This is a genomic window from Pseudomonas sp. RT4P38, from assembly GCF_054897765.1.
Map to the genome: position 1 here is coordinate 1,304,446 of NZ_CM142703.1, position 20,472 is coordinate 1,324,917.

Below are 20,472 nucleotides of genomic sequence, written 5' to 3' on the forward strand. Positions count from 1 at the left end.
GTCACGGTGATGACGCCCAAGGGCCAGCCGAAGTGCCTCTCGCTAGCTAGCTGAAATAAGGGATGAACTATGCAAATCCAAGTCAACAGCGATAACCATATTCAAAGCAGCATCCGACTGGAGGAGTGGGTACGTACTACCATTGAGAGCACGCTAGAACGTTATGAAGAAGACCTGACACGCGTCGAGGTTCATCTGCGGGACGAGAACGGCGACAAGCCCGGTCCCCATGACATGCGCTGTCAGCTGGAAGCGCGGCCAAAAGGCCACCAACCGATTTCTGTCACCCATAAAGCCGCAAACCTGGAACTGGCGATCGACGGTGCGGCCGAAAAACTTGAACATGCGCTTGAGCACCTGTTCGGCAAACTGCGGGGCAAACCACGTGCCGCTGTGGTGCCGTTCGAGAGAGTCGCAGCCGATGCGCTGCTGGAAGACGAGTTTCTCGAGAACGAACAGGCTGCGCAAAACGGTTGAAGCCTGATTGATTTTTTACCTTTCCACTGACAAACGGGTCTGCTTATGCAGGCCCGTTTTCGTTTGTGGTGTCGGTAAATTTGTGGCCGGTTCCAGGGCCACCCCTCACCCCAGCCCTCCCGAAACGTCGGACCGCCCCAGAGGGGAGAGGGGGAAAGGGGGCGATCTCCATGTTTTTCAAAACCTGAGTTCGACTCGATTTCTCAGGTCGATGTAGCTCGAAAGAACAACTCGGTCAGTCCCCTCTCCCTCCGGGAGAGGGTTAGGGTGAGGGCATGACCTCAGATCAGAACGCTACCGACGTCTGCACATAAACCGTCCGCGGTTCCCCCACATACTTACCCTTGTTGTTGTCATCAAACGAGCGGGTAAAGTACTGATGGTTGAAGATGTTCTTCACCCCCACCGCTACATTCAAGTCCGACAACTTCGGCCCGAAGTCATACGCCGCGCGGCTGCTGAACAGCATGTACCCAGGAATCTTGCCGGTGCTGCCATCAGCACTTTCAGCCGAGGTGTTGGCGTTGTCGGCAAACTGGTCGCTCTGATAGCTGCTGTCCAGGTTGAGCTTCCACGCGCCTTCGGTGTAACCCACGCCAATCGTGCCTTTGTGTTTCGAGGAGAACGGCACGCGATTACCCTTGTTCGACCCGTCTTCGCGGATGGTCGCGTCCACATAGGCGTAAGTGGCATAAACATCGAAACCAGCCAATGAAGGGCTCAAATCATCGAGGGCATAGTTGATGCTGGTTTCGATACCTTGATGGCGAGTCTCGCCACGGGCGATCACCGAGTCGTTGGTCTGGTTGCTTTCGTACTGGTTGTCGAAATTGATCAGGAACGCGCCGATCTCTGCCCGCAATGCACCGTTGTCGTAACGGGTGCCCAGCTCCCAGGTACGCGCCTTCTCCGGTTTGACTTCACCACTGGTCACTCGATTAGGCATCTGGCTGTATTGCACGCTGCCGAACGAGCCTTCGGTATTGGCGTAGAGGTTCCAGGTGTCGGTCACGTGATAGAGCACGTTCAACGCCGGCAGTGCTGTGTTGTAGTCGCCCTTGTACTTCACGTTCGTCAGGTTGTTGGTTTGCTGCGATTCGATCATCTCGTAGCGGATGCCCGGAGTGAAGGTCCACTTGCCGATGTCGATCCGGTCGTCGACGAAGAACGCATTGGCCTCGGTGCCGCCACGGGTGTCGCGGTCGTTGCGGCTGCCGGTGGTCGGGTATTCGTTGCTGGCGATCGGAGTGCGATAGCGCAATTCGTGGCCGGCTTCGTTGATGTAGCGATAACCGACACCGACTTCATGGCTGGTCGGGCCGACATCGAAGCCCTGGGCGAAACGGGTTTCCAGACCGCGCACCCAATACTCGCGAGGCGACAGCGAGAGGAACGTGCCCTGATCCAGATAGCCGCTGCGCAACGTCTTGGTGAAGAAAGTGTTGGCGGTGAATTCCCGGCGATCTTCCTGATAGCGATAACCGACGTTGAACATCGTCCGACGGCCCCAGAACTGGTCTTTCGGACGCGTCGACTGGTAAGGGTCAGCGTCGTAATCGGCGACGTTCAGGCCGCCGGGCATGTCGGCCTTGCCTTCGTAATACTGGGCCATCGCGTTGAAGCTGTTGGCATCGTCGAGCTGGTATTTACCCTTGAGGATCAGGTCGTCGATTTCGGTATCGCTGTGTTCTCGCCAGTCGCCACCGCGCGTGCCGGAATACAACAGCGCACCGCCCAGACCATTCTCGGCTGTACCGCCGGCCAGCAGGTTGGCAGTGGTCTTGAACCCGTCGTGGCTGGAGGAAGGGCTGGTCTCGGTCTGAAAACCACCCTTGACCGTCGGCTCATCGGGAATCGCCCGGGTAACGAAGTTGACCACGCCGCCGACGTTCTGCGGTCCGTAACGTACTGCACCGCCGCCACGCACCACGTCCACCGCGTCCATGTTGCCCATGCTGATCGGTGCAAACGACAACTGCGGCTGACCATAAGGTGCGAAGGGCACCGGGATACCATCCATCAATACCGTCGAGCGTGAGGCCAGCCGCGGATTGAGCCCACGAATGCCGAAGTTCAGCGCCATGTCATGGCTGCCGGTGCCGTTGTTGTCCGGCGCATTCACACCGGGGATGCGGTTGAGCACGTCTTTGGCCTGAGTCGCGCCCTGGCGTTCGAACTCTTCGCGGCGGATCACATCACGCGCGCCGGGATGCTCGAAGACGTTGATTGGCGCCGCATCGCCGAGCCAGTCGCCGACGACGTTGGAGGTGTCCAGTTCCAGCGCGGCATCAGCCACCGGTTGCAGGCTAAAAGCGTTGCTGCCCTCGGCGCGGGCTTGCAGGCCGGTGCCTTCGAGCAAGGCGTTCAAACCTTGCTCGGGAGTGTAGTTACCTTCCAGCCCGCGACTCTGTACGCCGCTGGTAACTTGCGAGCCAAAGGAAATCAGCACACCGGCTTCACGGCCGAACTGGTTGAGGGCGGTTTCCAGCGAGGACGGTGTGATGTGATACGGCTTGGCATCAGCGGCGTGTGCCAGCGCTACAGCGCCGAAACTCAGGCTGGCGCCCAGCAAGAGTTGGCGCAAGGTGCGGGCCAGCGGGGTGAGGCGGGTGGGTTGCATGGACGACGATCCTGAGAAGGTGGAATCAAGGTGGCTTTCCTTCTCTGTCACGCCAGATCTGAAAAACGGCTCATTTATTTAGACGATCATTACGCACGTGCCTCAACCGTCACCCAATACCGGGTAAACCGCTTAACTTTCACCGGCAAGCTGATTTCCAGCAGGTCAAGAATCCGTTCGCTGTCATCCACTGGATACGTCCCGGAGATCAGAAAATCCGCGACCTTCGCATCGCAATTGAGTTGCCCGCGGCGATAGCGACCGAGTTCGTCGAGGAAATCGCCGAGGCGCATGTGCGCGGCTACCAGCATGCCGTCGACCCAGGCGCCGCTGTTGACGTCCAGCGGCACAGCGTTTGCGATGCCTTTTGCGCCAAAGCTCAACTGTCGGGCGCTTTGCAGTATCAGCGGTGAACGACCGTCGGGCGTCAATTCAACGCTGCCTTCGAACACCGCAACCTGGGTGTGATCGGAAAACTGCCGCACGTTCATACGCGCGCCTTGAGTCTTCAACAGACCTTGGGCGGTACGAACCTGAAACGCTTGGGCGGCAGTGAGCAGCATCTCGCCTTCGAGCAAGCGGATCAGCCGTTGTTGACCTTCAACGCGCACATCCACGGAGCTGGCGGTATTGAGCTGTAACTGATTGCCATCACCGAGCGGCACCTTGCGTCGCTGGCCGACCGGGCTGCGGTAATCGGCCAATAACGGGGTCAATGGGTTGTGCTCGCGCATCCCCCAAGTGACTGCGCAACCGGCACCGAGAATCAGCAGCAGCTTCAGCGCCTGACGACGGCTGGCGGACTTCGGCGCGTTGAGGGCGGCGTGAGCCAGCGGCGATGTCAAACCACGCAAGCGTTGATTGACCCGCTGGATATGTTCCCAGGCCCGTTGATGCTCACTGTGCGCATCGTGCCATCGCTGCCAGGCGAGTTGCTGGCGTGGGGTCAATGGCCCTTGCTGCATTTCCATCAACCAATGCACAGCCTGTTCGGCGACTTGGGATGAAAAGTCCGGTGGAGAGTTTATTGAGTTGTTCATAGGGCGAAGTAGCAGCGCATGGCCGCTTTGTTCAGATGACGTTTGACCGTGGCGATGGAAATCCCCAGCTCGGCGGCAATCTGTGGGTAAGTCAGGCCATCGACCTGCGCCAGCAGAAACGCGCGCTTGACCAGGCGCGGCAGGCCATCGAGCAACTGGTCCAACTCCATCAGGGTTTGCAGGATGATTGCCCGTTCTTCCTCTGATGGCGCCACGACTTCCGGCATCTGCGCCAACGCGTCGAGGTAGGCGCGTTCCAGATCCTGACGGCGGTAATGGTTGAACAGCACGCGCTTGGCGATCGTCGTCAGGAAGGCTCGCGGCTCGATGATCTGCGGAGTTTCCCGTGCAGTCAGCACCCGCATGAAGGTGTCCTGGGCCAAATCCGCGGCGCTGTCCGGGCAGCCGAGCTTGCGCCGCAACCAACCGGTGAGCCAGTTGTGATGGGCGTGATAGAGGACTTCGACGGTATTGGCGGGCTGCAACAGAACCACTCCGACACAAACGGATACGTTAGAGAACAAGAATTGTTCGCATTGTAGAGGTGGGTGCCCGTATCCGGCAATCGACTGTATCGACGATCTCATCGGACTCTTTTGCATATGAGAATATTTATCATTAATATTGCGGCCTTGTTGGTCCCGTGACGTTCACGGGGCTTCACCCGTTTCAAGGTCGAAACATGAAAGGCAAAATCACCGCGCTCCCCGTTTCCTACCGCCTGGCCGTCACTTCCCGAGTGCTGGCCGCCGTGCTGGGGGGTTACCTCGTGGCGGTATTGGCGAGTGTCAGCCTGACGATGTGGCTGCCCATGGCCCGCGCCGAAGCGGTGGTCACCGGGATGATGACCTCGTTTCTGGTCTATCTGGTCGCCGTACTCTGGTGCTTTGCCTGTCGCAGTGCGTGGCAAGCCTGGTTCGGATTGATCGTGCCAAGCGTGGTTTTGGCGGCGGTGTCGGGGTTGGCGTACTGGATGGGCCTCTCATGAAAGAGGGCTTTCGTCAGTCCATGGCCTGGCTGCACACCTGGGCCGGGCTGATCTTCGGCTGGCTGCTGTTCGCGATTTTCCTGACCGGCACACTCGCCTATTTCAAGGATGAGATCAGCCACTGGATGCAGCCGGAAATTCCCGCACGTTCGGTGTCCTCCGAAACGAGTCTGACCCTGGCCCAGCACTATCTTCAGCAGCACGCCGCCGGTGCCTCGCGATGGCTCATCGATTTGCCTGATGCTCGCGAACCCGCGCTGTCGGTGCGGTGGCAGCAAGTACCGGCCAAGCCCGGCACGCGGGGTCAATTCACAGAAAAACTCCTCGACCCGCAAACTGGCGCGCAAGTGCAGGGCCGGGACACACGCGGTGGCGAGTTCTTTTACCGCTTCCACTTTCAGTTGCAGATGCCCTATCCGTGGGGTCGCTGGCTGTCGACCCTCGCAGCGATGGTGATGTTCGTCGCGCTGATCAGCGGGATCATCACCCACAAGAAAATCTTCAAGGACTTCTTCACCTTCCGCCCGCGCAAGGGCCAGCGCTCCTGGCTCGACGGGCACAACGCGGTGGGTGTGCTGGTGTTGCCGTTTCACCTGATGATCACTTACAGCAGCCTGGTGATTTTCATGTCGATGGTGATGCCCGCGAGCATCGTTGTCTCGTATGGCGGTGACAGCGATACCTTTTACGATGAAGTGTTTCCTGTTTCCAAAACCCCCGAACTTGCCGGTGAACCGGGCCAGTTGGCGCCGTTGGCACCGCTGCTGGAACGGGCCCGAGAGCAGTGGTCGGGCGGGCGAGCCGGGCGGCTGACGGTCAACAATCCGGGCGATGCGAATGCCTCGGTCGTCCTTTCGCGTGACGGCGCCGACCACGTAGTCCACGACTTTGGCAGCGCGGTGACGTTCAACGGGGTGACCGGGCAATTGCTTGGCGCCACGGCGGGACAATCCTTGCCGATGGCCATTGCCGGCAGTTTCTACGGCTTGCACATGGGCCATTTCGCCGGTCCGGTGTTGCGCTGGCTGTACTTCATTTGTGGTTTGGCGGGCACGGCGATGATCGGTACCGGGCTGGTGGTCTGGCTCGGCAAGCGTCAGCTCAAACATGCGAAGAACGGTGTGATGCCGTTCGAGTTGCGGCTGGTGGAAGTGCTGAACATCGCCGGCATGTCGGGGTTGATGGTCGCGGTGGCGGCGTTCTTCTGGGCCAATCGATTGTTGCGGGTCGGGATGGCCGGGCGGGCAGATTGGGAAGTGAACTGCTTCTTCATCGTCTGGGGTTTGAGTGTGTTGCATGCCATGGTCCGCCGTGGTCGCGCCGCGTGGGTCGAACAATTGGCGCTGGCGGCGTTGCTGTTCTGTGCGGTGCCGTTGCTGAACGCGCTGACCACGCCTTATCACTTGGGCGTCACACTGGCGCAGGGCGATTGGGCCATGGCCGGTTTCGATCTGGCATGCCTGGGCAGTGGTCTGTTTTTCGCTTGGGCTGCGTGGAAAATGCAGCGCTCGGGGCAGGCTGGAATCGTCACCCGACCGCGGGCGAAATCGATATCGCTTGAGCGAGAGGCGCACTGAATGTTCCTGGCCTTGTTGCTGTGCTACGGCGGTTTCACCGCGCTCTGTTTATCCATGGATCGGCATCACGCCGAACTGCTGGGGCGCAAGCTCTCGGCCCGTCGCCGCCAAGGGATGAAACTCAGTGGCTGGCTGTTGCTGGCGTTGTCGTTGTGGGCTGCGGTGTCGTCGACGGGGTGGGGACTCGGATTGGTGCAGTGGTTTGCGGTGTTGATGCTCAGCGCTCTGGTGCTGGTGCTGTTGATGCCGTATCGCCCGCGCCTGGCCCTGGTGTTGGCGGGTTTGAGCCTGCTCGCCAGCCCCGTTGCCGTGTTTGCAAAGGGCTGAGCTGATGATCACCAGCCCCCCTGAATCCCATGACGATGAACATCGCGGTGCGCGTGCGCATTTCCTGCAGGTGTTCCTTTCCCAGCGTTCGCAAATGGAAGCGCTGGTGAGTCGTCGTGTCGGGTGTCGGGCGACGGCCGCAGACCTGGTGCAGGACTTGTTCCTGCGCTTCTGGCGTCGGCCGCTGGTGCAGGTCGAAGAGCTCAGCACTTACCTGTTGCGCTGCGCCGGCAACATCGCCATCGACCATTTGCGCAGTGAAGGCACGCGAGTGCGGGTCAACGAGGGCTGGATGCCGGATCAACCGGACAGCCACGGCAGCGAACCGCAAGCGGCGTTGGAGGCGGGCAACGATTTGCGTCATGTCGAAGCGGCGTTGCGCGCGTTGCCTGAGCGCACGCGGCAGATCTTTTTGCTCAACCGTATCCATGGCCGCAAATACACCGAGATCGCGAAGGCCATGGGTTTGTCCCAAAGCGCCGTGGAAAAACATATGATGCGCGCCCTCGAGGCTTGCAAGGCCAGCCTGCGGGAACCCGAACCGCGCACGCCAGGGAAAGCACTGTGAACAACACCGAACGCGTCACCCCGACGCCCGCGCAGGAGCAGGCGGCCTTCGCCTGGCTGAGCCTGTTGCATGACCAGCCCAGCAGCGGCGATCAACTCACGTTCAGTCGCTGGTTGCAGGAGGACCCCGCCCATTCCGAGGCTTACGCCCAGGCGCAAGTGGTGTGGGAGTTGAGCGAAGTACCGGCCCGAACGCTGGCCGATGAAGAAGCGTTTGCCTTGCAGGGTTACCTCAACGCCATGAATCGCTCGCGCCGTACCAGCGTTCGGCGTTGGTCCGGTGCGCTGGCGATGGCCGCGTGTCTGGTGCTGTTGATCGGCGTCGGTGCTGGCTGGCAACCGTCGCGCTGGGTTAATGATCTGGGGGCTGACTATGTGTCGGCGCCGGGGGAAATTCGCACTGTCACGCTGGCCGATCAGTCGCAAGTCACCCTGGATGCCGACAGCGCGATTGCGGTGGATTTCAGTCGTGGCGAACGGCACGTTGAGCTGCGTCGCGGTGCCGGATTTTTCAGCGTGACCCACAACGGCGAGCCGTTTGTGGTGGACGCTGAAAAGGGTCAGGTGAAGGTGCTGGGGACTCAGTTCGAAGTACGCCTGCAACCTCACGGTGCGCAGGTCACGGTGTTGTCCGGGCGCGTCGGTGTGACAGCGGACAAGAACGCCGCGCAGCAAATTCTGACGGCTGGCCAGCAAGTGGCTTATGGCGATGGTTTGGCGGAAAAACTCCACAGCGTCGACAGTGAAGCGCAATTGGCGTGGCGTCAGGGTTGGCTCAATTACTACAAGGCGACACTCGCCGATGTGGTGCAAGACCTGGAACGTTATTACCCGGGACGGATTGTACTGCTCAACGATGAACTGGCGGCGCGGCGAGTCAGTGGCAGTTTCCCGAGCAAGGATCCGCAGGCGGTGTTGAGTTCGTTGCAAGGAGTGTTGGGGTTTGAACAGCGCCAGGTTCTGGGGCATCTGATTATTTTGCGGTGAGGCATAGGGCCTCATCGCGAGCAAGCTCGGCTCCCACAGGATCGGTGTTGATCACAAAATGTGAGTCAACTCTGATCCTGTGGGAGCCGAGCTTGCTCGCGATGACGGTAAATCAGACACCACATCCCACGAAGCAAAAAATACTTTCAACTTTCTGGTGAGGTAAACCCCGACGCCATCCGTGTAGTGACTGAAACTGCGAGTCATTCGCATCCCGTAGGTTCTACACAGGTCATGAGCAATGAAGTCCAGGGCAAAATCGGGTTCGGTCAAACAATGGTTGGGTACGTGTGCATTGAGCTTTTCGGCGTTGGCGTTGCTGCCGTTGAGTGTGGCGGTGGCAGCAGAGGCCGGCAGTGCCCGACAGAGTGCGCAGTTCAGCTTTGCAATGGCTGCCAAACCGCTACCCCAGGCCTTGAGTGACTTCAGCCGGATCACTGGCATCAGCGTGGTCTACACCGATGAGGCGCCGTACGGTCTAACCGCCCCGGCGATCGATGGTCAGTTCAACGCCGAGCAGGCGATGCAGCGTTTGCTCAGCGGTTCGGGATTCACCTTCCGTCGTACCGACGGCCACACGTTGGTCCTGGAGCCGTTACCCACCGAAGGCACCTTGAACCTCGGCGCGACCACCATCACTTCCGTGGCCGATCAATCCATGAGCTATCAGCCGCCGCCCACCAGTTCGGTGCTGCGCTCCTCGGCCTTGCTCCAGGAAATCCCCCAGACCGTCAACGTCATCCCGGCCCAGGTCATTCGCGATCAGGCGCCGCGCAATCTGGACGATGCACTGGCCAACGTCAGCGGCATCACCCAGGGCAACACGCTGGCGAGCACCCAGGATTCGGTGATGACGCGTGGTTTCGGCGACAACCGCAACGGCTCGATCATGCGCGACGGCATGCCGATCGTGCAGGGCCGTGGCATGAATGCGACCGTGGACCGGGTCGAAGTCCTCAAGGGCCCGGCCTCGCTTCTTTACGGCATTCAAGACCCGGGTGGCGTGGTGAACATGGTCAGCAAGAAGCCTGAGCTTGAGCAGTACAACGCGTTGACCCTGCGTGGCTCGACCTATGGCGACGGTAAAAACGGCAGCGGTGGCGGTCTCGACAGCACCGGCGCGTTGGGTGATTCCGGGTTGGCCTATCGCATGGTCCTGGACCACGAAGACGAAGATTACTGGCGCAACTTCGGCACTCACCGCGAGACATTGGTGGCGCCGTCACTGGCCTGGTTCGGTGAAAGCACCAAGCTGCTGTTCGCCTATGAACACCGCGAGTTTCTGACCCCGTTCGACCGTGGCACGGTGATCGACCCGCGTGACAATCACCCGCTGGACATCTCCCGTGAGCGCCGTCTCGACGAACCCTTCAATAACATGGAAGGGCGCTCGGATCTGTATCACTTCGAGGCCGATCACGAACTCAACGACAACTGGAACGCCCACTTCGGCTACAGCTGGAACCGCGAAACCTACGATGCCAGCCAAGTGCGCATCACCGCCATCGACACCAACAAGGGCACGTTGACCCGCAGCATGGACGGCACTCAAAACGCTATCAGCACCGACCGCTTCACCACCGCCAGCCTTGAAGGCAATGTCCAGCTCGCGGGGATGAAGCACGACCTGGTGTTCGGCGTTGATGACGAATACCGCAAGATCTACCGCGAAGACTTGATCCGCCAAAAAAGCCTGAGCACCTTCAGTTACATCAACCCGGTGTACGGCCGTGAAGTCGCTGGCACCACGGTCAGCCCGGCGGACAGTGCGCAGACCGATAAACTGCGCAGCGATTCGGTATTCCTCCAGGACTCGATCCACCTGACCGATCAATGGATTTTCGTCGCTGGCGCGCGCTTCCAGGAATACGACCAGTACGCCGGCAAAGGCGTGCCGTTCCAGGCCAACACCGACAGCAACGGCCAGAAATGGGTGCCTCGCGCCGGTCTGGTGTATCGCTACACCGATGAACTGTCGTTCTACGGCAGTTACACCGAGTCGTTCAAACCCAACTCGACCATCGCGCCGTTGAGCGGCAGCAGCACCGTGCTTGACGGCAGCATCGCGCCGGAAGAAGCCAAGTCCTGGGAAATCGGCGCCAAGCTCGACATGCCGGGCCGCGTCACCGGTAACGTCGCGCTGTTCGACATCAAAAAACGCAATGTGCTGGTGGCCAACTCCGAAGGCCCGGTGACGATTTACAGCGCCGCCGGCGAAGTGCGTTCCCGTGGGCTGGAAGTGGACTTGACCGGTCAGCTGAGTGATCGCTGGAGCATGATCGGCAGCTATGCCTACACCGACGCCGAAGTCACTGAAGACCCGACCTACAAAGGCAAAAAACTGCAAAACGTAGCGAAGAACAGCGGCTCGCTGTCGGCGGTTTATGACTTTGGCACCATTGTTGGTGGCGATCAGCTGCGGGTCGGCGCAGGGGCGCGGTATGTCGGTGAGCGAGCGGGTAACGCTGTGAACGATTTCGACCTGCCGAGCTACACCGTGGCTGATGCATTCGCCACGTATGACACCAAAGTCGAAGGGCAGAAGGTCAAGTTCCAGCTCAACGTGAAGAACCTGTTTGATCGCACCGTCTACACCTCGGCGGCGAGCCGGTTCTTTGTGTCGATGGGGGATTCGCGGCAGATCTCCTTGTCCAGCACGTTGGAGTTCTAACGACAGACCGCGTCATCGTTCATCGCGAGCAAGCTCGGCTCCCACAGGGACAGGTGTCGTTCACGAAAATTGGGTTCGACTCCGATCCCTTGTGGGAGCCGAGCTTGGTCCGGGCGGCGATCCGACGATGGCGGTATCCCAGGCACCGATAATCTTCGGGCCTACCGCAAAAACGCCTGCCGATACTCTCCAGGCGTTCCACCTAAAGCCTGCCTGAACCGATTAGTGAAATGACTGGCACTGGCAAACCCACACGCCAGCGCAATCTCCCCCAACGGCTGCGATGTCGAACGCAACAACTCCCGCGCCCGGCTCAGCCTGCGAGCCAGCACATACTGATGCGGCGGCAAGCCAAAGCTCTCGCGAAACATCCGCGCAAAGTGATATTCGGATAACGCACACAACGCCGCCAACTGCCCCAGGCTGATCGCCTCAGCCAATTGGTTGTCGATGAACTCCACTAACTGCCGCCGCTGATGCGCCGCCAGTCCACCCTTGAGCCGCAACCCCTCACGCATCCCGACCTGGCCAAGCAAAACGTGACTGAGCATTTCATGGGCCAGGCTGCTGGTGAGCACGCGTTCGCCGGGTTCGTCCCAGTTGAGTGTGAGCATTAGCCGAAAGCGCCGGGCTTGCGCCGGGTCGTCCAGAAAGGTGGCTTCGCGCAACTGCAGCTCGCGAGGTTCGCGGTCCAGCAACGTAACGCAGCCGAGGGCAAATTGTTCGGGACTGAAATACACGTGGGCCAGGCGAATGTCGCCGTTGATCACCCAACCCGATTGATGCTCGGCCGGCAGGATGCACAGCTTGTCGGGGCCGCCTTTGGTGTCGGGCTGGTCGCGGCGAAAGGTTCCGGTGCCGCCGGCGATGTAGCAGGACAAGGTGTGATGGCTCGGCGCTTCGTAATCCTGGGCGTCGTGATGATTGCTCCACAAGGCTGCAGCCATGCCGTCACCGAACTCGGCGCTGTGCTCGAGGCGAGCATTGGGCGAGCGGTTGAGGGCTTGAAAGACTTGCAGGGTTTCCAGTGCAGGCATGATGGCTTCTCTCCGACGCCTTGCATCCTACTCCGTAGCCGTTCGGCTGCCAGCCTGTGGCCTGACAAAAGCGCAAGTTTATGCAAGTGCGGCGAGGCTTGGCGCGGGACACTGAGCCCCTATTGAGGAGCCTTTGCCATGAACCTTTCGTTGTACTTGCTGACCGTGCTGATCTGGGGCACCACCTGGATTGCCTTGAAATGGCAATTAGGCGTGGTAGCCATTCCAGTGTCGATCGTCTACCGCTTCGGCCTCGCCGCACTGGTGCTATTCGTGATGCTGCTGCTCAGTCGGCGCCTGCAAGTGATGAATCGTCGCGGTCATCTGATCTGCCTGGCGCAGGGGCTGTGCCTGTTCTGCATCAACTTCATGTGCTTCCTGACCGCCAGCCAGTGGGTCCCCAGCGGTCTGGTCGCCGTGGTGTTTTCCACCGCCACCCTGTGGAACGCGCTCAATGCGCGGGTGTTTTTCGGTCAGAAAATTGCCCGCAACGTGCTGATGGGCGGTGCGCTGGGCTTGTTCGGACTTGGCCTGTTGTTCTGGCCGGAACTGGCCGGCCACACTGCCAGCCCGGAAACCTTGCTCGGGTTGGGCCTGGCGCTGCTCGGCACCCTGTGTTTCTCGGCTGGCAACATGCTCTCCAGCCTGCAACAGAAGGCCGGTTTGAAGCCGCTGACCACCAACGCCTGGGGCATGGCGTATGGCGCGGCGATGCTGTCGGTGTGGTGCCTGGTCAAAGGCATTCCTTTCGACATGGAATGGAACGCGCGTTACATCGGCTCGCTGCTGTACCTGGTGATTCCGGGTTCGGTCATCGGATTCACCGCTTACTTGACGCTGGTCGGGCGTATGGGCCCTGAGCGTGCGGCCTATTGCACCGTGCTGTTCCCAGTCGTGGCGCTAAATGTGTCGGCATTTGCCGAAGGCTATCAATGGACTGCGCCGGCATTGGTCGGGTTGGTGTTGGTGATGCTGGGCAACGTGCTGGTATTCCGCAAAGCCAAGGCGCGTATGTTAAAGCGGACTGGCAACTTGGCTTGACAATTTTTGGAGCGCGAGCGCGGTACTCTTCAGCGCTCGATCTTTAACGAGACATACATAAGTAGTGGCAACATAAAATCAACAATGTGTCGAGCCCAGTCCTTGGCATTCCATGTCTGTGATTTATCCATGTTGAACCATTCGACGCCCACTACCTGCAAACAGATGTAATAGATGAACAAACCGATCAGTAAACCGATTATCGATAATTTTTTTGCTTCATGAAATTCGCGGGCTGACGCATTCAGTTTTTGAAAAAGGTGGTAAGTGCCTACCAGGCAATACACGGTGTAGGTCACTTCAAGGGTGATAATGAGCCAGTAAATCCGGTGGTGCAGTATGGGCGAAGTGATGGCCCGGTAGCTTGTTCGTTCATTGTTATGGGTCGTGTCCATGCTCAGGACATGGGCGACATATTCGTAGTTGGTGGTGTAGTCGGTGAAGTTGCTATACATCACCAGAAGTCCAAAAAAACTTATATAAGCCATCAGCACTACTTTGCTGATCCTGATGATTTTTTCGGTGGTAAAGTTGTTCAAGGTGTTGTTCTCCATGTACATGGTCCGGGGAGGATAAGTAGTGGAGAGTCTATAGCGCTTAACTTTTTTTCGTCGGCAGAGTGAATTGCAAGTTATGTAAAAAGCGGGCAGATACTTTACAAGTGTCTGCCCGTTTTAATTAGCCTTTCCAGATTTGCGGGTTGACCAGATCTTGCGGCCGCTCGCCCAGCAGGGCGCTGCGCAAGTTAGCCAACGCGCGGTTGGCCATGGCCTCGCGGGTTTCATGGGTAGCGGAGCCTATGTGCGGCAACGTCACAGCGTTTTTCAGCTGGAACAACGGCGACTCGGCTAGCGGTTCTTTCTCGTAGACGTCCAGCCCGGCGCCACGAATGCGGTTGTTTTGCAGCGCTTCGATCAGCGCAGGCTCATCGACGACCGGACCGCGGGCGATGTTGACCAGAATGGCGTTCGGTTTCATCAGTGCCAGTTCGCGGTGGCTGATCAGGTGTTTGGTTTTCTCGCTGAGCGGTACCACCAGGCAGACAAAATCGGCTTCAGCCAGCAGTTGATCCAGGCTGCGGAACTGCGCGCCGAGTTCTTGCTCCAGCTCGGTCTTGCGGCTGTTACCGCTATAGATGACCGGCATGTTGAAGCCCAGCCGCCCGCGTCGGGCGATGGCCGCACCGATGTTGCCCATGCCGACGATGCCCAGGGTTTTGCCATGCACATCGCAACCGAACAATGGCGCACCGACGGTGGCTTGCCATTGGCCGGCCTTGGTCCAGGCGTCCAGTTCGGCGACGCGCCGGGCGCTGCTCATGAGCAGGGCGAAGGCCAGGTCGGCGGTGCTTTCGGTGAGGACGTCGGGGGTGTTGGTGAGCATGATCCCGCGCTCATTGAAGTAGGCGACGTCGTAGTTGTCGTAGCCGACGGAGACGCTGGAGACGACTTCCAGTTTGGCGGCGTTTTCAAGTTGAGCGCGACCGAGTTTGCGACCGACGCCGAGGAGGCCGTGGGCGTGGGGGAGGGCTTCGTTGAATTGGGCGTTCATGTCGCCGTTTTTCGGGTTGGGCACGATGACGTCGAAGTCTTGCTTGAGGCGTTCGACCATTTCGGGGGTGACGCGGCTGAAGGCGAGGACGGTCTTTTTCATGGGTTGAGGGCTCTCGGGCGCAGGTGAATGCCAAGCACGCTAACATTCTTCTTTGGATTTGGGCGAGGCCGTTGGGCTCTTTTGTCCTTGGCGGCCTTTGGGCCGACCATGGTGTGGGTTGACGGGGTACATATCCGTTTCTGCGGTAACGGCCACTTAGGGTTTCACCCTTACGGCCAGCCCTTTCAAGGTGTTTTCCCTTTATGGGCTTTGAGCACTCGATCGGTCGACACATGAGCATTCGCAGCCTTTCCCTCCAGCCACTCCTTGGGCTTGGCGATTTTGGGGCCGCGTATGCTTTTGGCAACCTGTTTGGGCTTGATATTCCTTGCCAGCGCCAACAAGCGCTGTGCCAGCGTTTCTGAGGTCGATTGAAGTGACAGATAATCCGACGGTAACGCGATCTGCATGCCCTCATAACCACTGCGCACTTGCACTGCCAAATGGAAAATCGATGCCTCCCATCCCTCTGGTTGCGTCTGGCGATGAGCCTGTTCAACGCTGCGCTTAAGCACTGACAAAACGTTGTAAGCCAACACGGCCGCGGCAAATCCCAGCAGAGCCGCCTTGGGGTTGCCCAGGCTTTCGATTTCACTGTCCAGCACCGATTCCAGGCGCTGGAACATCCCTTCGATACTCCAGCGACGACGATACAAATCGGCGATTTGCTCAGCGGTGATGGTGTCGGGCAAGTTGCTCCAGAACAACAGCATGGTGTCGCCTGATTCGGTAGCTTTTTGCAGGTTCAGTTCAACACGCCGCCACTGACGTCCGCCTTTCACTTCGATGGTTTGCTCGCGCACGCTTCCCGCCTCGACCGCGACAGGTTCTTGCCAGTCGCTTTCCTGAAGCAGGCGCGGATGCTTACTCGGCTCACGAATAATGAAAGAAGCGCCAGCGTCTTCGCAGGCCTCCATGACCGGGAGCGTGCAATAGAGCCGATCAGCCATCCACAACTGGCCCCTACTGGCGTTTTCCAGCAACGGCAGCACGCCGACGCGCTCACTGGCATAAGCATCTTCACAGGGCTGAAGATCGACGACCTGGTCCAGATCAGGGTCGTAAACCACGACCGAAAAACCAGGCCGGGCGGCGCCTCGTTCACGGCGCAACGCGCCCAGACGTTTTTCGCTGGAAGGCAGGTGGTTGCCGTCAACCACCCGCAGTTGCCAGCCAGGCAAAATGGCCGAGCAGCCCAATTCTTCAATCGTCGGTGCCAAACGTTGTGCACTGCCGGCTACCAAGGCGCGCAGCAGCGCAGGCTCTGTGCGGCTGACCTTGTCATAGAACGCCGCCAAGCTGACAGGAAGATCCATCTGCCGTGCGGCGGCATGTAGCGACGGCCGCAAACCCAGTGAAACAAGGGACATAAGCTCAACGATGGTCGAAAATAAAAGCTCACGCGGGTACTGTCGTTGACGATGCTCTTCGAACACCTGATCGACCCACTCAGCTGTAACAGCCTGCTCCAACACCAATTTGGCCATGACACTGGCCGGTGCTTTTTTCTCGAACCGCGCTAAAACCTCTTCCCACATCGTCTCGTCGCCCTGACTGGAGTTTTGGGAGATTCTAAACGAAGACCTTGAAAGGGCTGACCCTTACGGCGACTCACTTTTTTTACAAACGCCTAAAAAAAGTAAGCAAAAAAACGCTCGCCCCGAGCGTCCGGCCCCTCGCTTAGGCTCGGCGTTCCTTCGTTCCGGTATCCATCCGGGGACACTGCCCTCCGGTCTGCTTCGCGACGACCTACATGCAGCGTGTTCGACTGCGTCGAACGGCGCTGCGCGCCACTCCCCGGATGCACACCTCCACTCAGCCTCCCGAAGGGGCGGGTGGATCAAGATCAAGGGCTGCAGGCGAGCTAACGCTCGGCCTGTTGAGTGGTGTGTAGACGCGAAAGGCGAACACCGATCCCTTGTGGGAGCGAGCTTGCCCGCGAAGGCGGCCTGACAGCCGACCAAAGTCTCGCAGATGTACACCGTTCCACTGTAGGAGCCGAGCTTGCTCGCGATGACGGAGTGTTAGTCACCATCAATGTTGAACGTTAGACCGCTATCGTCGGAACGCCGCCCGGAGCAAGCTCAGCTCCAACAGGGGATCAGCTGTGTGGCGCAGGTTTTGGCACGTCGATGTTATCCAGCACCCGGTTCGCGGTGATCTCCGCCACCATGATGCTGTTTGAAATGCCCAGCAGGGCATAGCGCGACCCACCCTCTAGATGATCCACCAACTGATGGACCATCACATCGACCGAGGCCAGGGTCTCGACCAAAAAAACCACCAAGGTTTCGGTAGTCGCCTCTGGGTCCACGGAAAACAGGGTGCTGGGCGTGCGCGGGGTGGCTTTGATGTCGGCAATCGACGGGAAGTGGAAATCGAGGGCGCGTTCGGCGGCATCGTTGAGTTTTTTGGAATCGATGGATTCGTAGGGGGAAACGTCGTCGGTTTCGGGGGGATTCGGTGTTTCTTTAATCATGCGGAAGTTACTCATTGGCAGATGAAGTGGAACTGCCATCTTTCGTTTTCCAGACGAAAGGGTGGCAGCTGTGCGCGGACTGGAAAAACCGGAACACCCACCAAATACCGGCAGACCCGAAGGTCTCCCGCGCACAGCCGCCATAACAAGGAATTGCGTGCAGAAACAAGCGCCGCAGTATGCCATGGGGTGTGGTAAGTGTTTGCCAGGTTTTCCAGACCTGATCGCTGATTTTGCAGCGACCCACAAAGCCTACCCATTTCCCTTCCGACCCAACAACCGACAGAACTCGTCGGAAACATTCCCCAAATGAATCGCGTCTGTAGGACCGTGAAATCAATTTGCCACCCGAACCCCACCCATACTCCCACTCAACTCATACGCCACCAATTCCGCCTGATGCGCCGCCAATATCTCCGGCAACGACCCACGCAGATACTCGACCCACGTTTTAATCTTCGCATCCAGATACTGCCGCGACGGATAGATCGCATACAGATTCAGTTCCTGCGATCGGTAATTTGGCATCACCCGCACGAGCGTCCCGTTGCGCAACCCTTCAATCGCTGCATACACCGGCAAAACCCCAACCCCCATGCCGCTGGTGATCGCTGTCTTCATCGCATCAGCAGAGTTCACCAGAAACGGCGAGCTATTAATGGTGACCATTTCCTGGCCTTCCGGGCCGTCGAAGGTCCATTTCTCCAGCGGAATCACCGGGCTCACCAAACGCAGGCAAGCGTGGTTCAGCAAATCGCTGGGCTTGTGCGCGCAGCCGTTGGCTTTCACATACGCGGGCGAGGCGCAAACGATGCTGTAGGTGATGCCCAAACGCTGGGAGACGAAGCCCGAATCCGGCAGCTCGCTGGCCAGCACAATGGACACGTCATAGCCCTCGTCGAGCAAGTCCGGCACGCGGTTGGCCATGGTCAGGTCGAAGGTCACGTCGGGGTGGGTCTTGCGGTAGCGGGCGATGGCGTCGATCACGAAGTGCTGACCGATGCCGGTCATGGTGTGCACCTTGAGCTGCCCGGCCGGGCGCGCGTGGGCGTCGCTGGCTTCGGCTTCGGCTTCTTCGACGTAGGCCAGGATCTGCTCGCAGCGCAATAGATAACGCTTGCCGGCCTCGGTCAGGGCGATTCGTCGGGTGGTGCGGTTGAGCAGGCGGGTTTGCAGGTGGGCTTCCAGGTTGGAGACCGCGCGCGAGACGTTGGCCGTGGTGGTGTCGAGTTGCACGGCGGCGGCGGTGAAGCTGCCAGCCTCGGCCACGTAACTGAAGGCGCGCATGTTTTGCAAAGTGTCCATGGGGTGCTCTCGGAGGCGATGGCAAATTGTGACACGAAGTTACGGGGGCTGAGACCCCGACCAAGAGATTATCGCGTTAACGGTAACAAAGATTCACAAGAATCCCAGCTTATCGCCATCAAAGCCCACCCCTAGAATTGTGCACCTCAGGAACAACTCCCCACCTCAGGAAATCGCAGCAGTGCCGCGTCGCATCAACAGAGCGCTTCAGACGCTCAGTGTTTTGGCTTTAACCCTGGCAATCAGCGGCTGCATCGGTACCGCAGGTATTGCCCCACAGGGCAAGGCACTCGAGGCCAATTCATTGGCCACCGACGCAGCTATTCAGAGCGCCGCGCAGGACGCTCACTGGCCTACCGCCCAATGGTGGCAGGCGTATGGCGACCCGCAACTGAACCGCTGGATCGACCTCGCCCTGCAAGGCAGCCCGACCATGGCCATGGCTGCAGCGCGGGTACGCCAGGCCAAGTCCATGGCTGGCATCGCCGAATCTGCCGAGTCGTTGCAGATAAACGGCGAATCCACGCTCAAACGCCACAACTGGCCGACCGATCAGTTCTACGGGCCGGGCGAGCTGGCCAACACCACCACCTGGGACAACAACGCCGCGCTGGGTTTCAGCTATGCCCTCGACCTCTGGGGCCGCGAAAGCAACGCCACCGAGCGCGCCGTGGACATGGCCCACATGTCGGCTGCCGAAGCACGGCTGGCGCAGCTCGAACTGCAGAACAACATCGTGCGCGCCTACATCGAGCTTTCGTTGCATTACGCGCAACGGGACATCGTCGCCGCGACCCTGACACAGCAACAGCAAATTCTCGACCTTGCGCAAAAGCGTCTCAACGGCGGCATCGGCACCCATTTTGAAGTCAGTCAGGCTGAAACGCCGCTGCCGGAAACCCACCGTCAGATCGATGCGCTGGACGAAGAAATCGCCCTGAGTCGCAATCAACTCGCAGCCCTGGCAGGTTTTGGCCCGGGGGAGGGCGCGCAGTTGCAGCGGCCGACGCTGTCGTTGGGCGCGCCGCTGAAGTTGCCGTCGTCCTTGCCAGCGCAGTTGCTCGGACAACGCCCGGACGTGGTCGCCAGTCGCTGGCAAGTGGCAGCCCAGGCGCGGGGCATTGATGTGGCTCACGCCGGGTTCTACCCCAACGTCGATCTGGTCGGCAGCCTCGGCTACATGGCCACGGGCGGTGGAGCGTTGGAGTTCCTGACCGGCAAGAAGCTCAACTACAGCGTCGGCCCGGCCATTTCGTTGCCGATCTTCGATGGCGGCCGTTTGCGCTCGGAGCTGGGCGAAGCCTCGGCCGGTTACGACATCGCCGTGGCCAAGTACAACCAGACGCTGGTCAATGCACTGAAAAACATCTCCGACCAGTTGATCCGCCGCGAATCCATGGACAAGCAGCAAACCTTCGCCGCCGAGTCGGTGGCCACTGCGCAGAAGACTTACGACATCGCGATGATCGCCTATCAGCGCGGCCTCACCGATTACCTCAACGTGCTTAACGCCCAGACCTTGTTGTTCAAACAGCAACAGGTTCAGCAGCAGGTGCAGGCTGCGCGACTGAGTGCTCATGCTGAACTGGTAACGGCGCTCGGCGGTGGGTTGGGCGCGGGTGACGACGCGCCGAAAGACAGCCAGACCCAGGTGCCGAAAACCCCGGCCATTCTCCAAGCCCTCAATCATTGAGCAGGACTCC

Annotated in this window: 18 protein-coding genes; 9 read left to right on the forward strand and 9 right to left on the reverse strand. The window is 59.5% G+C overall.

Annotated elements, in window-relative coordinates; translation table 11 throughout:
• The first annotated feature begins 69 nt into the window (after positions 1 to 69).
• Positions 70 to 477 carry an HPF/RaiA family ribosome-associated protein gene (locus ACYZT7_RS06005; protein ID WP_008150614.1) on the forward strand — a complete coding sequence of 136 codons (408 nt, stop codon included), beginning with the start codon at positions 70 to 72 and terminating at the stop codon, positions 475 to 477.
• Positions 478 to 763: 286 nt separating this feature from the next.
• Here the strand turns inward: ACYZT7_RS06005 and fecA are convergent, their stop codons facing one another.
• From fecA to ACYZT7_RS06020, 3 genes are all read right to left on the reverse strand, one after another.
• Entirely contained in the window at positions 764 to 3,097 is a 2,334-nt protein-coding gene (fecA, locus tag ACYZT7_RS06010) for a TonB-dependent Fe(3+) dicitrate receptor FecA (protein WP_462040319.1), read from the reverse strand.
• Between the two features lie 89 nt (positions 3,098 to 3,186).
• Entirely contained in the window at positions 3,187 to 4,125 is a 939-nt protein-coding gene (locus ACYZT7_RS06015) for a FecR domain-containing protein (RefSeq protein ID WP_462041746.1), read from the reverse strand.
• Between the two features lie 8 nt (positions 4,126 to 4,133).
• Entirely contained in the window at positions 4,134 to 4,622 is a 489-nt protein-coding gene (locus ACYZT7_RS06020) for a sigma-70 family RNA polymerase sigma factor (RefSeq protein ID WP_008150611.1), read from the reverse strand.
• 197 nt (positions 4,623 to 4,819) lie between these two features.
• Here ACYZT7_RS06020 and ACYZT7_RS06025 point away from each other — a divergent pair, with 197 nt between their 5' ends.
• The 6 genes from ACYZT7_RS06025 to ACYZT7_RS06050 all read left to right on the forward strand — a co-directional run bounded on the left by ACYZT7_RS06025 (position 4,820) and on the right by ACYZT7_RS06050 (position 11,254).
• Positions 4,820 to 5,125, forward strand: a complete 306-nt coding sequence (locus tag ACYZT7_RS06025) for a DUF3649 domain-containing protein (protein ID WP_462040320.1) — start codon at positions 4,820 to 4,822, stop codon at positions 5,123 to 5,125.
• Positions 5,122 to 6,702 carry a PepSY-associated TM helix domain-containing protein gene (locus ACYZT7_RS06030; RefSeq protein ID WP_462040321.1) on the forward strand — a complete coding sequence of 527 codons (1,581 nt, stop codon included), beginning with the start codon at positions 5,122 to 5,124 and terminating at the stop codon, positions 6,700 to 6,702. Before ACYZT7_RS06025 ends, ACYZT7_RS06030 begins: the two co-directional genes overlap by 4 nt.
• Positions 6,703 to 7,029 (forward strand): DUF3325 domain-containing protein, encoded by a 327-nt coding sequence (locus ACYZT7_RS06035; protein ID WP_462040322.1) that lies wholly within the window; start codon positions 6,703 to 6,705, stop codon positions 7,027 to 7,029. It abuts the gene before it with no gap.
• A 4-nt stretch (positions 7,030 to 7,033) separates the two neighbouring features.
• Positions 7,034 to 7,597 (forward strand): RNA polymerase sigma factor, encoded by a 564-nt coding sequence (locus tag ACYZT7_RS06040; RefSeq protein ID WP_462040323.1) that lies wholly within the window; start codon positions 7,034 to 7,036, stop codon positions 7,595 to 7,597.
• Positions 7,594 to 8,583 (forward strand): FecR family protein, encoded by a 990-nt coding sequence (locus ACYZT7_RS06045; protein ID WP_462040324.1) that lies wholly within the window; start codon positions 7,594 to 7,596, stop codon positions 8,581 to 8,583. The genes ACYZT7_RS06040 and ACYZT7_RS06045 overlap by 4 nt, the downstream gene beginning before the upstream one ends.
• A gap of 241 nt (positions 8,584 to 8,824) precedes the next feature.
• Positions 8,825 to 11,254: a TonB-dependent siderophore receptor gene (locus ACYZT7_RS06050; RefSeq protein ID WP_462040325.1), complete on the forward strand. Its 2,430-nt coding sequence runs from the start codon at positions 8,825 to 8,827 to the stop codon at positions 11,252 to 11,254.
• 161 nt (positions 11,255 to 11,415) lie between these two features.
• Here the strand turns inward: ACYZT7_RS06050 and ACYZT7_RS06055 are convergent, their stop codons facing one another.
• Positions 11,416 to 12,291, reverse strand: a complete 876-nt coding sequence (locus ACYZT7_RS06055; RefSeq protein WP_462040326.1) for a helix-turn-helix domain-containing protein — start codon at positions 12,289 to 12,291, stop codon at positions 11,416 to 11,418.
• Between the two features lie 138 nt (positions 12,292 to 12,429).
• Between ACYZT7_RS06055 and ACYZT7_RS06060 the strand changes: the two genes are divergently transcribed.
• Positions 12,430 to 13,332 carry a DMT family transporter gene (locus ACYZT7_RS06060; protein WP_462040327.1) on the forward strand — a complete coding sequence of 301 codons (903 nt, stop codon included), beginning with the start codon at positions 12,430 to 12,432 and terminating at the stop codon, positions 13,330 to 13,332.
• A 29-nt stretch (positions 13,333 to 13,361) separates the two neighbouring features.
• Here ACYZT7_RS06060 and ACYZT7_RS06065 read toward each other — a convergent pair whose 3' ends face one another.
• The 5 genes from ACYZT7_RS06065 to ACYZT7_RS06085 form a co-directional block, all read right to left on the reverse strand.
• A complete protein-coding gene (locus ACYZT7_RS06065; protein WP_462041747.1) occupies positions 13,362 to 13,871 on the reverse strand; it encodes a DUF2165 family protein in 510 nt (169 codons plus the stop codon).
• A gap of 139 nt (positions 13,872 to 14,010) precedes the next feature.
• A complete protein-coding gene (locus ACYZT7_RS06070) occupies positions 14,011 to 14,985 on the reverse strand; it encodes a 2-hydroxyacid dehydrogenase (protein WP_462040328.1) in 975 nt (324 codons plus the stop codon).
• A 185-nt stretch (positions 14,986 to 15,170) separates the two neighbouring features.
• The gene (locus ACYZT7_RS06075; RefSeq protein WP_462041748.1) at positions 15,171 to 16,472 is read right to left on the reverse strand and encodes an IS4 family transposase; all 1,302 of its coding nucleotides are present in this window, start codon (positions 16,470 to 16,472) and stop codon (positions 15,171 to 15,173) included.
• Between the two features lie 614 nt (positions 16,473 to 17,086).
• Entirely contained in the window at positions 17,087 to 17,464 is a 378-nt protein-coding gene (locus tag ACYZT7_RS06080) for a DUF6124 family protein (protein WP_462041749.1), read from the reverse strand.
• Between the two features lie 336 nt (positions 17,465 to 17,800).
• Positions 17,801 to 18,769 carry a LysR family transcriptional regulator gene (locus ACYZT7_RS06085; protein WP_282375192.1) on the reverse strand — a complete coding sequence of 323 codons (969 nt, stop codon included), beginning with the start codon at positions 18,767 to 18,769 and terminating at the stop codon, positions 17,801 to 17,803.
• 181 nt (positions 18,770 to 18,950) lie between these two features.
• Between ACYZT7_RS06085 and ACYZT7_RS06090 the strand changes: the two genes are divergently transcribed.
• The gene (locus ACYZT7_RS06090; RefSeq protein ID WP_462040329.1) at positions 18,951 to 20,462 is read left to right on the forward strand and encodes an efflux transporter outer membrane subunit; all 1,512 of its coding nucleotides are present in this window, start codon (positions 18,951 to 18,953) and stop codon (positions 20,460 to 20,462) included.
• The last annotated feature ends 10 nt before the right edge of the window (positions 20,463 to 20,472 follow it).